Raw genomic sequence first — 14,044 nt, 5'->3', positions numbered from 1 at the left:
TCTTCCAAAGGTTCATTCAGTAAGAGCAACGGGCGAGCCATGTTCTTCATGACGCACGGCATCGCGCGGTGCGACGAACAACACGGCAATACCACTCACCACCGCAGCCGCCGCGAGGTAATAGCCGATCACGAGCTTGTCGCCGGTCAGGTCGATCAGGCTCGTCACCGCGAGCGGCGTGAGGCCGCCGAACAGCGTCACGCCGATGGCATACGCGAAGCCCACGCCCGTGGCCCGCACACGCGTGGGGAAGATCGATGCAAGCACGTTCGACGCGCACGCCGCATAACACGCAAGCAGCAAGCCGATGCACGCCTGCACCGCCATCAACGAGAACGGACCGGGACGATGCGCAAGCAGCCAGAACAGCGGATACGCACAGACTGCCGTGACAGCCGCGCCGAACAGCATCGGCTTTCTCACGCCGATCCGATCGGACAGCATGCCGATGAGCGGGCACATCGCCATCATCGTGATGCCGTAGGCGAGCTGGCCGAGATAGCTTTCGAAGAGCGAGAGATGCAGTTCGCGCACGGAGTACGTCGTGAAGTAATTCGACACGTAGGTGGCAATGGTCCAGAAGACCATCACGGCCACGCCTGCCAGCAGTTGCAAACGATGCGACATCAGCATGGCACCGAGCGCGGGCGCGGGCTCCTTGCGCGCCTCTTCAAACGCAACGGTCTCGGGAATCGAGCGGCGCACATACCAGCCCACCGGCCCGATCAGCAAGCCGAATGCAAACGCGAAACGCCATGCGCCTGCGTTGATCTGCGCATCCGTGAAGACATGCGTGAGCACGAGGCCAACGAGTCCCGCGAGCAACGCACCGCCGCCTTGCGACATCTGCTGGAACGACGATGCAAAGCCCCGCTTGGATTCGGGCGCATTCTCCACGAGCATGGCCACGGAACCGCCTATTTCGCCGCCTGCGGAGAAGCCCTGCACCAACCGCCCCAACGTGATGATGACGGGCGCCGCGATGCCGATCGTCGCGTACGAAGGACACACGGCAAGCACGGCCGTGCTTGCGGCCATCAGCACCAATGTGAGCGACAATGCGCGACGGCGTCCTGCACGATCCGCATAGCGCCCGAGCACGAGCGCGCCGACCGGCCGCGCGATGAAGCCCACCGCGAAGGTCAGGAACGTGAGCAAAAGGGAAATCAATTCGGAGTGCGTCGAGAAAAACGTGCGGGAGATGGGGACTGCGAAGATGCCGTAAGCGATGAAGTCGTAGATTTCAAGCAGGTTTCCGATAGCGGCCGCGGCGAACGTCTTTCGCGCGGTGGCGCTCGCGGGCGGGGTGATGGATCGTCGCATGAAGGATCTTCCCTTTGATTTTTTGGTTTTTCAAAGGTACTCCCACCGGCACGAAACGCCTCAATACTCTTCAAAAATAGGCGCTATACCTTGCGGGCATAGGTTGTTTATTTCGGGTAAGCGCGGCTTTTCCAGGGGTTTTTGATGTGCGACCCTAGACGACTGAGACCACGATCACAACACCCTCAATGGACCTCAGGCATTTGCGGTACTTTCTCGCCGTCGCGGATTCGGGAAGCGTGGCGGCAGCGGCCCGGCAGTTGCATATCGTGCAACCCGCATTGAGCCGGCAGATTCGCGACCTCGAAGAAGAACTCGGCGCGGCGCTGTTTTCGCGCAGCGCGCGCGGCGTCGAACTGACTGCGGCAGGCGAGCAGTTCGCGCTCGATGCGAGGCGTTTGCTCATCGACATGGAATCGGCGCGGCAGCGTGCATTGCGGGTGGCTCAGGGTAGCGCTGGGACGCTGCGCATCGGCGTGTCGCCCACTTACGGGTGGCATCCGTCGATACTCGGGCATATCAACGGCTTCCGGCAGAGTCATCCGGACATCTCCCTCTATATCACGCCGCTGCTGGCAGTGAAGCAGATCGAAGCATTGCTCGATGACCGGATCGACGGCGGCTTTTTTGGCTGGCGCGATCTGCGCGACCCGCGTTTCGAAGCGGTCACGGTGTTCCGATGCGGGCTGCGTCTGGCCGTGCCCGAGCGGCCCGATGCGCCCTTCGAAGTACCTCAGCGCCTCGCCGATCTCGCCGACAAGCCCTGCGTCTGGTTCGATCGCGATGCCGCGCCGCCCTACTACGACTTTCTCATCCGGCAATGCCAGTTGGCGGGATTCTCGCCGAACATCGTGCAACTCGGCGGCGACACCATGACCATACTCGGGCTGGTCGCGGCGGGCATCGGCTATTCGATCGTGCCGGATACATCCGTGCATAGCTGTCCGGCAGGCACGCGACTGGTTGCGCATCCCGAGCTTACGTTGACTTATCCGGTCGAGTTCGTATGGAAGCACGATGAAGAATTCAACGGGCCGCTTGCGCGGTTCATTCGAGAAGTCGGCTCGCGCGTGGCGCAGGAAAACGCGGCGGCGTAATAGAAACGTAATCGGTCGTGTACTGTTAGAAATACTGAAATGAAATAGCGTTTCGCTTCACGCCGTGGCGTTTGCAATCTCGGCGCATTGGGTGCATTGCGCACGCTTTTCGCCTTCGCGCACCACCGAACATCATCGTGTGCGTTAGCGCACGGAGATCAGAAGATTAGGCATACGACACGATTTCCGATCTCCTAATGTCCTCTTGCGGTGGGCTGACGCCGCGATGACACGAGGAGCCATCATGAAGCCGAGCATCGTCCGGATCGTCAGGGTCGCGTCAGTCTGGCTGGCGCTGCTCGCCTTGCCGTGGGCCATGTCGCCGTGCTTCGCGCAAAGCACATCGACCGCACGTTCGTTCACCGACCTGAGCGACACTACCGACGCTACATCGGACAACGATGCAGTTTCTACCGCTGGCTCGCTCCTGTCCGCGCTGGCGCGCCTGAAATGCCTGATCGCGCTCAATCCTTCGGGCAACAACGCAAACGTTACACTCAACGTGCAGAAAGGCGCCTACCGCATCTATAACCCGTCGACCAACGCCTTCGACGATGTTTCCATGCGCAGCTACAACGGCTGTCCGACGGGGCCGACCATCAGCATCAGGCCGGGCGCGACGCTCAATCTCACGCTCAACAATCGGCTCAAGGTGAACGACCCGCCCGATACGTGCCCGCCCGATCCGGACCACTCGACGCCGCATTGCTTCAATCACACCAACATCCACACGCACGGCCTGCATGTGTCGCCCTCGGACCCCGCCGACGATGTGCTGCTCACCGTGTTGCCGGGCGCCTCGCAGCACTACACGTATCACATTCCGGCGAACCATCCTTCGGGTACGTTCTGGTATCACGCGCATCTGCACGGCTCCACCGCGATCGATGTCGCGAGCGGCATGGCAGGCGTATTGATCGTGCGCGGCTCGCGGCAGGCGAAGCGCGGCGTCGCCGATGGCAGCGCGGACATCGACACGATCCTGCATCGCCGGTTGCTCGCGCTGCCGTTTCGCGAGCACGTCATGCTGTTTCAGCAGATCGAATACGGCTGCTTCAGCGACGCCAGTTCCACCGTGCCGCTCGCCGATCCAACGACCTTCGAATGGGTCTGCCCGCCGGGCGCCGTCGGCGAGATTCGCGGCTATACGAACCAGCTTTCCTTCGTGAACGATCCGCGTCCGGGCCATGCCACTCAGCTCAATTCGACATGGGTCATCTCGGGCCGCTATACGCAGATCAACGGCGTGGTGCAGCCGGTGTTTCCGAGCGCGGTGGGGTTCGTGCCGTCAGGCGAGATCCGCAGGCTGCGCATGGTGCACGGCGGCAATCGCGACACCATCAACGTGAAGATCGTGAAGGCGAATCTCTCGGCGCTGGGTCTGGCGAATTCGCAGTCGCTCAGCGCCGCGCAAGTCAGCACGGCCGCGAGCGCGGCAGTCACGGCGCTCGCGAACGACAAGACCAAGACGACGCAGACCGTGACACTCGATCAGTTATGCAGCGGCGAAACCGTGAAGCAACTGGAGTTCGCGGAAGACGGCATCACCATGGCGTCGATGGTCGAGAAAGACGTCAACTCGATGAACCCCGGTTATCGCAGCGACGTGCTGGTGGCGTTTCCGTCGCCGGGTCTGTATTGCATACTCGATGAAGCCGCGGATGCATCGGCCACCATCAATTTCCGGCCCAATTCATCCAAGGTCAAGGACCGCAGGCTGCTGTCGCTCGCGCGCGTGGGGCCGGGCGTGACCATTCCCAACACGACCGTGGGAAATCATTCGAAGTACTGGCAATATATTCGCGATCAACTCGTGGCCGCGAATCCCGTGCTGGCCGAACCAGCACGCGGCGATCTGCAATCGCTCAAACTCACCGCGTTCGCGCCGACCATTCCGGTGGATGGAGAGGTCAACCATGTCGTGAATAACACCTTCGATATCGACGTTTTGCACGGACCAGCCAGGTTCCTGCTCAACACCATGCCGTACGACCCGAGCAAAATTGCCTACACGGGCGTGCTCGGCGACATCGATCAGTGGAATGTGAGTGCCACGCTGATCGCCACGCACGTGTTTCATATCCACACGAATCCGTTCAGGATCACGGATATCATCGACGCGGGCGGCAAGTCCATCTATAAGAGCGATGGCACGTGTACCGATGCGGAGATCGGCACCGGCGACACCGAGTACTGCAACCTGAAGGGCGTGGTGCGCGATACGCTGTTCATCAAGGCGGGCTATCAGCTTCAGATGCGCACCGTCTATCAGGATTTCACGGGCGAATTCGTCATGCACTGCCATATCCTCGATCATGAGGATCGCGGCATGATGGAGAACGTTGCCGTGGTTTCGCCGGGACAGGCCATGCTCGATCGCGTGAGCGCACCCTTCACGGCGATGACACAGAACGCGAACCGCTGGCTCGCGCGCTTTCGCAACAAGGACGAAACACAACTCGCGCTGGCCAGTTCTCTATGTTCCGCGAAGGACTATACGCGGCGTTGATCGTTCCGCGTTCGCAGCGCCACGCTCAGATCGACCACGAGCGCCACCGAGAGCGCTGCCGTGCCCACTGCGAACAACAGCCGGTACTCGCCGCCGGTGCTTGAAAACAGGTATGAAAGGCCGTAGGCGGCAACGGCCTGCATCACCGCGAAACTGGTGGTGGCGGTGCGCCACGCGTTTTTCTGCTGCGCGGGATGATGCGCAAGCAGTTCGTGCACGCGTCCGAGCACGAGTGGCACGATGCCCGGCGTGAACGCGCCGACGATCGCGCTCGACACCATCAGCCCGAAGGGACCGGCGCCGAGCGCGGGCAACGCAACCGCGCCGATCTGCAACACGTAGGCCACGCGAAGCGCAGCGCCGAAGCCCGCGCGGTCCGCGAGATGTCCGCACAACAGCGGCCCGACGATCGCACCGAGTCCATACAGCACCCAGTATTGCGCGCCTGCATCGACACCCTTGCCGAGACCGCGCGCGACGAAATCCACGAGAAAGATCATGTGCGGCACGAGGCCCGCTGCATTCAACGCATATTGCGCGAACAACGCGCGCAGCGTGGGCGAAGCATGGGACTGCTGATGATGTTTCGGCTCATGTGCCAAGGGCACGGCGGGGGCTTCCTGACGCGGCCAGCCATTCCACGCCACCGCCGACAATATCAGCGACACAACGGCCAGCCCGCACCACGTTTGCATCAAGCCTTGATGCAGCAGCAGCGGCACGATAGTCCCCGACGCCGCGATACCCAACCCGATGCCCGTGAAGATCGCGCCGCTCACGAAGCCCCGGCGCGCGGGCGGCACATGCGCGAGCACGGTGGGCGCGGCGAGCACCATCAACGCGCCGCCGGACACGCCCGACACGAAGCGCCACAGGAAGAACCACAGGAATGAGACCGGCACGGCACAGGCGACGAAGGCGAGCGTTGCGGCGAGCATCATCGTGCGAAGGATGACGATGGCGCTCGTTTTGCGCGCGAGCCAGTTCGCCGCGAGTGCGCCTGCTAAATATCCGCCAAGATTGGCCGCGCCGAGATAAGCCGCCGTCGATGCCGGAAACCAGTGCGCGCCGATGATGGCCGGCAATAGCGGCGTATAGGCAAACCGCGCCAGCCCGATGCCGACGAGACTCGCGCTTGCACCGGCGAGCACGCCGCGCCAGAGCTGAAACGGTGGTTGATCCGATCTATCCGTGACTGCGACACCCATGCTTGTTCTCCGCTGCGGGGTGAATCGCCCGCTCATCACGCAGTCTAGATTCAATCGCGCAATGAGTGAATCCGCGCGCTGCGGAAAAGAATCTTCCGCGCGGCGCACGATCAAAGCGCGAGCGCTTCGAAACGTTCACGCAGACGGGGCGCGGCGAAATCCACGAAGGCCCGTACTTTTGGCACGGCGAGCCTTCCGTGTGGCGTCAGCAGATGCACGGGCAAGGGCGCGTGTTCGCTGTCCGGCAGAACGATTTCCAGCGTGCCCTCTCTGACGTGATCGGCGATGTGATACGAGAACAGACGCGTCACGCCTTGCGATGCGAGCGCGGATGCGGTGGCTGCGCGAATCGTGTTGACGATATAGCGCGGCGTGAATTGCACGGCTTGCGCGATGCCTGAGTTGCTTGTTGGCGGGAAGCTCCATGAATCGAGGCCGAAATGCGTCATCGAGATGATTTGATGCTGCGCGAGGTCGTTGGGTTCTGTTATGCGCGGATGTGCCTTCAGATAGCGCGGTGACGCGACGATCACGCGGCGCACTTCGCCGATGGGAATGGCGACGAGCGTCGAGTCCGAGAGATGCGCTATGCGTAGCGCTATGTCGACGCCTTCGTCGATCAGGCTGACCGGGCGGTCGAGCATGTGCAGGCGCACGCTTACCGTGGGATGGCGTTCGATGAAGTCATCGAGCAGCGGGCGGATCAGGTCTTCGCCTGCGGCTACGGGGGCTGTGATCGTTAGTAAGCCCCTTGGGGCGGAGTGTTCGTTTGCTATGAGCAGGTCGGCTTCTTCGAGGTCCGTCAGGATGCGGCGGCAAGCTGCGGCGTAACGCTCGCCGGCTTCTGAGAGTTTTATGGTGCGGGTGGTTCTGTGTAGTAGAGCTGTGCCGGTGTGTTCTTCTAAATATGCGATGGCTCGGCTTACGGCTGCGGGGGAGCGGCCTAGGCGGCGGCCGGCGGCGGCCAGGCTGCCTTCGTCCAAGGTGGCGATGAAGACTTTCATCGCTTCGAGTCGGTCCATGATTTTTGCTAGGTGTTGGGTTTTGTCGTGTTTGTCGTGCAAGGGGCTGCTGTTGTTTGTGTTGTTTATGCAGTAGCCGCCTCCCCGGCGGGGGGGTAACTTTCTTTGCTGCTGCAAAGAAAGTCACCAAAGAAAGCAGCTTTTTACCCCATGCACGCTGGCTGGAGAGGGTTGGTCTGGATTAACAATGCAGTGGCCGCAATAGGACTTGCCACGCATAACGAGTCGCTTAGGCAACCTGGCGATTACACGCTCGAATATTCATGGCATAGTGGACCGCATTCATTCTTTCGGCCATGCGCTGCGCGCGCCGAGAACGTAAGAACGGAATCCCGCAGACTATAAGCGCCCAGCCACATCACACCTCCCCGCAAGATTGCTATTCGGCCCTACCTTGATTAGCGCTTCTGCCTTAGGGCAAAGCGCGCGGGCCACGCAAGGTCAAGATTAAACCCACTTGTCTAAAGTGGTGTCGCTAACGCGGCCCGCGAGTCGAAGCACCAACCAAGGTAGGGCCGAATAACAATACAGCGATGTGGCGTGAGGTGGCTGGGCACTTATACGCTGCGGGGTTCCGTTCTTACGTTCTCGGCGCGCGCAGCGCATGGCCGAAAAAATGAATGCGGTCCACAAAGACTAAAGGATTCGAGCGCGAAATCGCCAGGTTGCCCACACGCTTAACGAAACGTGGGACATCCTAACGCGGCCACTGTATCGTTAATCCAGACCAACACTTTCCAGCCAGCGTGCATGGGGTAAAAAGCTGCTTTCTTTGGTGACTTTCTTTGCAGCAGCAAAGAAAGTTACCCCCCCGCCGGGGAGGCGGCTACTGCATAAACAACACAACAAGCAGCAGCCCCTTGCACAAAGAACCAAAACGTATCCACCACCACCTACGATACACAGAGATACAAAACCCACCCCACCAACAAAAAATCCAGCGTATAACGCAAAAAGCCCCCAATGCGAAAGCAAAAACAAAATGGACCCAACCGACCACATCCTAATAGTCGACGATGACCGCGGCATCCGCGAACTAATCGCCGAATACCTGCAAAAAAACGGCCTCCGCGTCACGCTCGCCGCAAACGGTAGACAGATGCGCACGCAACTAGAACAACAGGGTGCCCCCGACCTGATCATCCTCGACCTCATGCTCCCCGGCGAAGACGGCCTGATCCTGTGCCGCGAACTCCGCGCCAGCAAATTCCGCACAGTGCCCGTGCTGATGCTCACCGCCCGCAACGAAGAAGCCGACCGCATCCTAGGTCTGGAAATGGGCGCCGACGATTACCTGCCCAAACCATTCGCCGTGCGCGAACTCCTGGCGCGCATCAAGTCGGTGCTGCGCCGAACTCGCATGCTGCCGCCGGGAATGGAAGTCACCGAATCGGCGCAAATGCTCGGCTTCGGCGACTGGCGGCTGGATACCACGGCGCGTCATCTGCTCGATGCAGAAGGCACGCAGGTCGCACTCTCCGGCGCGGAATACCGCCTGCTGCGCGTGTTCCTCGATCATCCGCAACGCGTGCTCACGCGCGATCAACTGCTGAACCTGACGCAAGGACGTCAGGCCGATCCGTTCGACCGCTCCATCGATCTGCTCGTGAGCCGCCTGCGCCAGCGCCTGCGCGACGAACCGCGCGAGCCGCGCTACATCAAGACGCTGCGCAGCGAAGGCTATGTGTTTTCAGCGGCAGTCACGCCGGTGGCGGGCGATCAATGAGCATCCCGATGCCGATGCCAACGCCCGCGCGCGTTCGCCTGCCACGCACGCTCTTTGCGCAACTCGCGGTGATCTTCGTCATCGGGCTGGCGCTCGCGCAGTCGTTCTCCTTCTGGCTCACCATGACGGAGCGCGACCAAAGCATGGCCACGATGATGTCCGGCTATATCGAACGCGATCTGTCGAGTTCGGTCGCGCTGCTCGATCATCTGCCACCCGCGGAACGCGCTGCATGGGTGCCCATCCTCGCGCGGCGCACGTACCACTTCGTGCTCGGGCCGGGCGTGAGCGGCCCGCCGCCCGACAGCGTCATGTCGCAGCGATTCGCGACCTCGGTCGCCGCAGGCCTCGGCAAGCGCTATGCATTGACGGTGAACGCATTGCCCGACAACCGCGAGCGCTTTCAGGTGCATCTGCATCTCTCGGATGGTGCGCCGCTCACCATCGACATGAGCCGCACGACAGGCATGCCGCTCTCGGCGTGGTTGCCGGTCGTGCTCGGGCTGCAACTCGTCGTGCTGGCTGCGTGTTGCTGGCTGGCGGTGCGGCTCGCCACGCGTCCGTTGAAGCAACTCGCGCAGGCTGCCGATAAACTCGGTCCCGATCTCAAGGGCGAACGTCTGCATGAAAGCGGACCCGAAGAAGTCGCGCGCGCGGCCAAGGCATTCAACGCCATGCAGGATCGCGTGCAGATGTACATGACGCAGCGCATGCAGATACTCGCCGCCATCACGCACGATCTGCAAACGCCGATCACGCGCATGCGCCTGCGCGTCGACACCATGGACGATGCCACCGCCGGCGCGAAGCTGAGTCAGGATCTCAAGGAAATGGAATCGCTCGTGAAGGAAGGCGTGACCTACGCGCGCACGCTGCACGGCACGCAGGAAACGCCGGTACGTATCGATCCGGACGCGTTAGTGGGCAGCATGGTCGATGACTATCTCGATGCGGGGAAGGATGTCGTGCTCAACGGGCAAATCGGTCACGCGCTGGTGACGCGGCCGCAGGCGTTGAAACGCATCGTCGGCAATCTGATCGACAATGCATTGAAGTATTCGGATGAACAGCAGGTCGAAGTAAGCGTGCAGGCGATGCAAGGCGAGCGCGTTTGCATCGCGGTGAAGGATCGCGGGCCGGGCATTCCCGCGGAATCGCTCGAAGCCGTGTTCGAGCCGTTCGTGCGGCTGGAAGGATCGCGCAACCGCGAGTCGGGCGGCACGGGACTGGGGCTTGCCATCGCGCGACAACTCGCGCGAGCGATGGACGCAGAACTGACGCTTAGGAATCTTGATGAAGGCGGACTGGAAGCGCGACTGGTGATCTAACGGCCCGCGAACCTTCTGAATACGAGCAAGGGCAAGCGCAATACAAAGCCGAGAAAAAGCCGCGCATGCATCCACGTGAGCAGCAAGTTGTCGCGTCCATAGTGAAAATGCGACACGCCGCCCTCTTCCTGCGTGAAGTATTTCACCGGCGCATCGATATTCAAGGGTTTCACGCCGCGCCAACATAAGCGCACGACCGCTTCGGGATCGAAGTCGAAACGGCGCATCCAACTCTGCGAGCACATGACGGCCGCAAGCGGCGCGATGGGATACACGCGAAACCCATAAAGCGAATCGCCGATGCCCATCCATAACGTTTCGAGATTCGCCCAGCCGTTCGAGATGCGCCGCCCCTGCACGCGTAGTTGCGGCGCGCTGGCATCGAAGGTCGGACGGCCGAGGATCATCGCGGCGGGCGATGCAGCGGATGCCGCCATGAACGCACCAATCAGCGATGCGGGATGCTGCCCGTCCGAATCCATCGTGAGCGCGTGCGTGTAGCCAAGCTTTGCGGCTTCGTCGAGGCCCGCGAGAATAGCCGCGCCCTTGCCGCGATTCTCCGGCAGCACGATCACGCGCAAACCGTCGTCTGCTTCGGCCATCTGAAGCAGACGTTCGGCGCTGCCATCGGTGCTGCCATCCACCACGACCCACACCGGATTCCATTGCTCGCGTGCGCCGCGCACGGTTTCATCGACCTTCTCGCCGGGGTTGTAGCTCGGAATGAGCACGAGATGCGTGCGGGAAACGCGAGTCGAATACATGAGGTGCAAAGCGTCGGGCGCAAATGACAAAGCCTGATTCTAACGGCTGTCCGCGCGTCGCCCCGTTTGCTCGTGACGATGATCCAGCTCACCCGCATAAAACCGCTGCAAATCGCCGATGAACGCCTGCAACGCGGCATGATCGCGCTTCGGCGGCGCAAAGCGGCGGCCCAACGTCACGCGATAGGTAATCGGTAACGTAGGTTTCCTGAAGATCTCCCAACCCTTGCCGAGAAATCCCGAATCCGTCTCGATGATAAGCGTCTGCACCGGCACCTGCGCCCTGGCCGCGATCAGCGCAATGCCGCCCTTCAGCGGATTGACCGAATCGTTCTCGGTGCGCGTGCCTTCGGGAAACAGCAGCAGCGGACTGCCGCGCCGGAGTTCCGCCACCGCCGCGCGAATCAAACCAACCGGCGTATCGTTGACGATGTACCCCGCCAGCCGCGCGCCCGGCCCGAGAAAGACGTTGCCCGCGACATCGCCCTTCATCACGCAGCAGGTATCGGGCACGCGCGAAGCGATCAGCAACGCGTCGAGGAGGCAGGGGTGATTCGGCGCGAGGATCATCGGCGTGTCGCGCGGCAGCGTGTCCAGTTCGGTGAGATCGAAGCGGCATGCGCCGAGCGTGCGCAACAGCACGAAGTAAAGATGCCACACGCGCTGCACGACGGTGCGCCCGACGTGACGGCCCGCATCGACGGATAGAACGTGTCGCAGCAGCCACGCGAACGGATACCACGCGAGACATACGAGCGCTAGAACAGTGAGCGCGAAGTAAAACGCGATATGCTGCCCCACCGTTCCCGAAGAACCCGCCACGGACGATGCCGAATCGAGTTTGCGGTGCGCGTCACTCATCGCTCGCCACCATCTTCGACGACTGCCCGAACACCCACGCCACCGCGATTCCGCCCGACAGCACGCTTTTCGTGCGCACCAATGGACTATCCGCGAAGTGCGCGCCGGAAAGGTTCGCATACCGTACGAATGCGCCAACCCAGTAACGTGAGAAGCGCCGCGACATCGAAAAGAGCGTTTGCGCGCCCGCATAACCGCCGCTTGCTTCGAAAGCGGGACGGCCCGGGCTCGCGTATTGCGGCGCGACCGAATAGTAATGCTCGGCGTAACGGCCATTGGCGAACATCGGCCCTGCGAACATGCCGATGCGCAAATCCGGCACGTTCATGACATCGACGATATCGAGGTTGAGGTTCGGCGTGAACTGCCAGCCGACTGTTTTGGGCGACGATTCCAGCGTGATCGCCAGCCGCGCAGGCATCCGCAGATCGAGCAACACATCGCGCGATGCCGAACGCCACAGATGCCATTCGACCGATGGCCCCACTTCGATGGTCGGCTTGAGATCGGGCATGCCCGCGCGCGCGTTGTCATCGCGGCTGGAAACGGGCAGCGAACCGAGCACGCTGACATTGAAATTCACGCGATCCGTATCGAGGAACTGGCCGCGCACGCCGTCGCGATCCGCGCGAAAGAACTTGCCGCGATAAACGATGTACGGAAACGGAAACACCCACGCGCGGGTCTGATCCGAGCCGGGGTAATGCGGAAATGCCGCCACGCCCGTGCCGATGCCGACTTCCCATAGCGGCTTCGTGGGCGGCGGCGCGGTGTCGTCGGCGTGCGCGTTCGTACTCGCAACCAAAGTCGCAAGCAAGAGCGCAAATCCGAACGAGGAAACAACCGGCAGCGTGCTCAATTGGCCGGAATCTCCGCACGTTCCGCTTCGTCGAGATTGCGCTTGCGCATCCGATACGCGCGCAGCGAATTGCGCCAGTCCAGCGCGGCCGCGATGTAATACACGCCCTTGAACGCGCGCAGCGAATGCCAGATCGGCGTGGAGCCAAAGATATCGCCCGCCAGCAGCGACAGCAGCGCTTCCTTCATGCGCAGCGGATTGCGCGGCCCCATGAAAAGATTGCGCATGGTCGGCGACGTCATGCGATAGATGAACCACGAGAATTCGCGCGGACCGTGCCGCACGTCGCGGTCGAATCGCGCGAGCGCGGCTTGCGCCTTTTCCGGCTTCGACAACGCCGTGTCGATGGCTTCTGCGCCCGCGAAAGCGCTCTGCATCGCGAGCATCACGCCGGAGGAAAACACGGGATCGATGAAGGCGAAGGCATCGCCCAGCAGGAGGAAGTTGCGGCCGTGCGTCATGTCGCCGGTGTACGAATAATTGCCGGTGGCGTGGACTTCGCTGATTAGTTCGGCATCCTTGAGACGTTGCGCGAGCGGCGCGCACAGTGCGATCGTCTCAAGGAAAAACGTTTCCACCGAGGTGCCCTTCGCGCGCTGCTTCAGATACGCCGGCCACACCACCGCGCCGATGCTCGTCGCGCCATCGGGCAGCGGAATGAACCAGAACCAGCCGTGCTCGAACCAGAATACGGTGATGTTGCCTTCGTTCTCGCCCGCGTTGCGTTGCGCGCCGCGAAAGTGCCCGTAGAGCGCCGACGAGTTGTGACGGTCGTTGCGCCGCTTGGTCTTGAACTGATTGGCGAGCAAGGTATCTCGGCCCGATGCATCCACCACGAAACGCGCGCGGATGGTTTCGCGACGGCCGTCGTCGTGTTCGGCGGTCAGCGTGGCGTCGGTGTTGTCGTCCGCGAAAACGACATCGCGCACGCGGCAGCCTTCGCTCACGTGCGCGCCGTGCTTCGCGGCATTGCGCAGCAGAAGTTCGTCGAGTTCGGAACGGCGCACTTGATACGCGCTCGGCATGGACTTGTCCCATGCATCGGCGAAAAGGAAGCGTTGCATGCGGTTGCCGTGCTGCGGCGAAACGAATTCCGCAGCCAGCTTCACCATGCCGATGGCGCGTACTTCATCCGCCACGCCGAGCCGTTCGAACAAACGTAAATTGGCTGGCAACAGCGATTCGCCGATATGAAAACGCGGATGCCGCGCCTTTTCGATCAGCCGCACGCGATAGCCGCGCTGACTCAAGAGCGTGGCCGCGGTCGAGCCCGCCGGACCGCCACCGATCACCGCGACATCCCAGGTTTGCATCGCTTCGCTCATCGTGCTCCTTCGTGCGGCGCGT

General features: G+C 61.9%; 11 protein-coding genes. 4 read left to right on the top strand and 7 right to left on the bottom strand.

Going from position 1 to position 14,044, the window contains the following annotated elements; translation table 11 throughout:
• Window positions 1-12: 12 nt before the first annotated feature.
• Entirely contained in the window at window positions 13-1,323 is a 1,311-nt protein-coding gene (locus tag ACZCWR_RS28970) for an MFS transporter (protein WP_487305105.1), read from the bottom strand.
• A 188-nt stretch (window positions 1,324-1,511) separates the two neighbouring features.
• Between ACZCWR_RS28970 and ACZCWR_RS28965 the strand changes: the two genes are divergently transcribed.
• Window positions 1,512-2,420 carry a LysR family transcriptional regulator gene (locus ACZCWR_RS28965; protein WP_487305104.1) on the top strand — a complete coding sequence of 303 codons (909 nt, stop codon included), beginning with the start codon at window positions 1,512-1,514 and terminating at the stop codon, window positions 2,418-2,420.
• Between the two features lie 244 nt (window positions 2,421-2,664).
• Window positions 2,665-4,929 (top strand): multicopper oxidase family protein, encoded by a 2,265-nt coding sequence (locus ACZCWR_RS28960; RefSeq protein ID WP_487305103.1) that lies wholly within the window; start codon window positions 2,665-2,667, stop codon window positions 4,927-4,929.
• Here the strand turns inward: ACZCWR_RS28960 and ACZCWR_RS28955 are convergent.
• The gene (locus tag ACZCWR_RS28955; RefSeq protein ID WP_487305102.1) at window positions 4,914-6,137 is read right to left on the bottom strand and encodes a YbfB/YjiJ family MFS transporter; all 1,224 of its coding nucleotides are present in this window, start codon (window positions 6,135-6,137) and stop codon (window positions 4,914-4,916) included. The genes ACZCWR_RS28960 and ACZCWR_RS28955 overlap by 16 nt on opposite strands.
• Before the next feature lie 110 nt (window positions 6,138-6,247).
• Entirely contained in the window at window positions 6,248-7,159 is a 912-nt protein-coding gene (locus ACZCWR_RS28950; RefSeq protein ID WP_487305101.1) for a LysR family transcriptional regulator, read from the bottom strand.
• Between the two features lie 982 nt (window positions 7,160-8,141).
• Here ACZCWR_RS28950 and ACZCWR_RS28945 point away from each other — a divergent pair.
• Complete coding sequence (locus ACZCWR_RS28945) at window positions 8,142-8,885, top strand: response regulator (protein WP_487305100.1); 744 nt, start codon at window positions 8,142-8,144, stop codon at window positions 8,883-8,885.
• The gene (locus ACZCWR_RS28940; RefSeq protein ID WP_487305099.1) at window positions 8,882-10,213 is read left to right on the top strand and encodes an ATP-binding protein; all 1,332 of its coding nucleotides are present in this window, start codon (window positions 8,882-8,884) and stop codon (window positions 10,211-10,213) included. Before ACZCWR_RS28945 ends, ACZCWR_RS28940 begins: the two co-directional genes overlap by 4 nt.
• Here ACZCWR_RS28940 and ACZCWR_RS28935 read toward each other — a convergent pair.
• From ACZCWR_RS28935 to ACZCWR_RS28920, 4 genes are read right to left on the bottom strand one after another with little or no spacing between them, the layout of a single operon-like run.
• Window positions 10,210-10,977: a glycosyltransferase family 2 protein gene (locus tag ACZCWR_RS28935; RefSeq protein WP_487305098.1), complete on the bottom strand. Its 768-nt coding sequence runs from the start codon at window positions 10,975-10,977 to the stop codon at window positions 10,210-10,212. The two genes, ACZCWR_RS28940 and ACZCWR_RS28935, sit on opposite strands and share 4 nt — an antisense overlap.
• Before the next feature lie 39 nt (window positions 10,978-11,016).
• A complete protein-coding gene (locus ACZCWR_RS28930; RefSeq protein WP_487305097.1) occupies window positions 11,017-11,838 on the bottom strand; it encodes a lysophospholipid acyltransferase family protein in 822 nt (273 codons plus the stop codon).
• Window positions 11,831-12,697: a MipA/OmpV family protein gene (locus ACZCWR_RS28925; protein WP_487305096.1), complete on the bottom strand. Its 867-nt coding sequence runs from the start codon at window positions 12,695-12,697 to the stop codon at window positions 11,831-11,833. The genes ACZCWR_RS28930 and ACZCWR_RS28925 overlap by 8 nt, the downstream gene beginning before the upstream one ends.
• A complete protein-coding gene (locus ACZCWR_RS28920; protein ID WP_487305095.1) occupies window positions 12,694-14,022 on the bottom strand; it encodes an NAD(P)/FAD-dependent oxidoreductase in 1,329 nt (442 codons plus the stop codon). Before ACZCWR_RS28920 ends, ACZCWR_RS28925 begins: the two co-directional genes overlap by 4 nt.
• Window positions 14,023-14,044 lie beyond the last annotated feature (22 nt).

Source organism: Caballeronia sp. A2-2 (assembly GCF_057612605.2).
Note: the sequence above shows the minus strand (reverse complement) of the source record. Positions and strands in the feature narration are given on the sequence as shown.

What these genes read in the sequence shown, in the direction of transcription:
- ACZCWR_RS28970 (WP_487305105.1), bottom strand. Translation starts at nt 1,323, where the DNA reads ATGCGACGATCCATCACCCCGCCCGCGAGCGCCACCGCGCGAAAGACG.
- ACZCWR_RS28935 (WP_487305098.1), bottom strand. Translation starts at nt 10,977, where the DNA reads ATGTATTCGACTCGCGTTTCCCGCACGCATCTCGTGCTCATTCCGAGC.
- ACZCWR_RS28965 (WP_487305104.1), top strand. Translation starts at nt 1,512, where the DNA reads ATGGACCTCAGGCATTTGCGGTACTTTCTCGCCGTCGCGGATTCGGGA.
- ACZCWR_RS28930 (WP_487305097.1), bottom strand. Translation starts at nt 11,838, where the DNA reads ATGAGTGACGCGCACCGCAAACTCGATTCGGCATCGTCCGTGGCGGGT.
- ACZCWR_RS28920 (WP_487305095.1), bottom strand. Translation starts at nt 14,022, where the DNA reads ATGAGCGAAGCGATGCAAACCTGGGATGTCGCGGTGATCGGTGGCGGT.
- ACZCWR_RS28940 (WP_487305099.1), top strand. Translation starts at nt 8,882, where the DNA reads ATGAGCATCCCGATGCCGATGCCAACGCCCGCGCGCGTTCGCCTGCCA.
- ACZCWR_RS28950 (WP_487305101.1), bottom strand. Translation starts at nt 7,159, where the DNA reads ATGGACCGACTCGAAGCGATGAAAGTCTTCATCGCCACCTTGGACGAA.
- ACZCWR_RS28960 (WP_487305103.1), top strand. Translation starts at nt 2,665, where the DNA reads ATGAAGCCGAGCATCGTCCGGATCGTCAGGGTCGCGTCAGTCTGGCTG.
- ACZCWR_RS28945 (WP_487305100.1), top strand. Translation starts at nt 8,142, where the DNA reads ATGGACCCAACCGACCACATCCTAATAGTCGACGATGACCGCGGCATC.
- ACZCWR_RS28955 (WP_487305102.1), bottom strand. Translation starts at nt 6,137, where the DNA reads ATGGGTGTCGCAGTCACGGATAGATCGGATCAACCACCGTTTCAGCTC.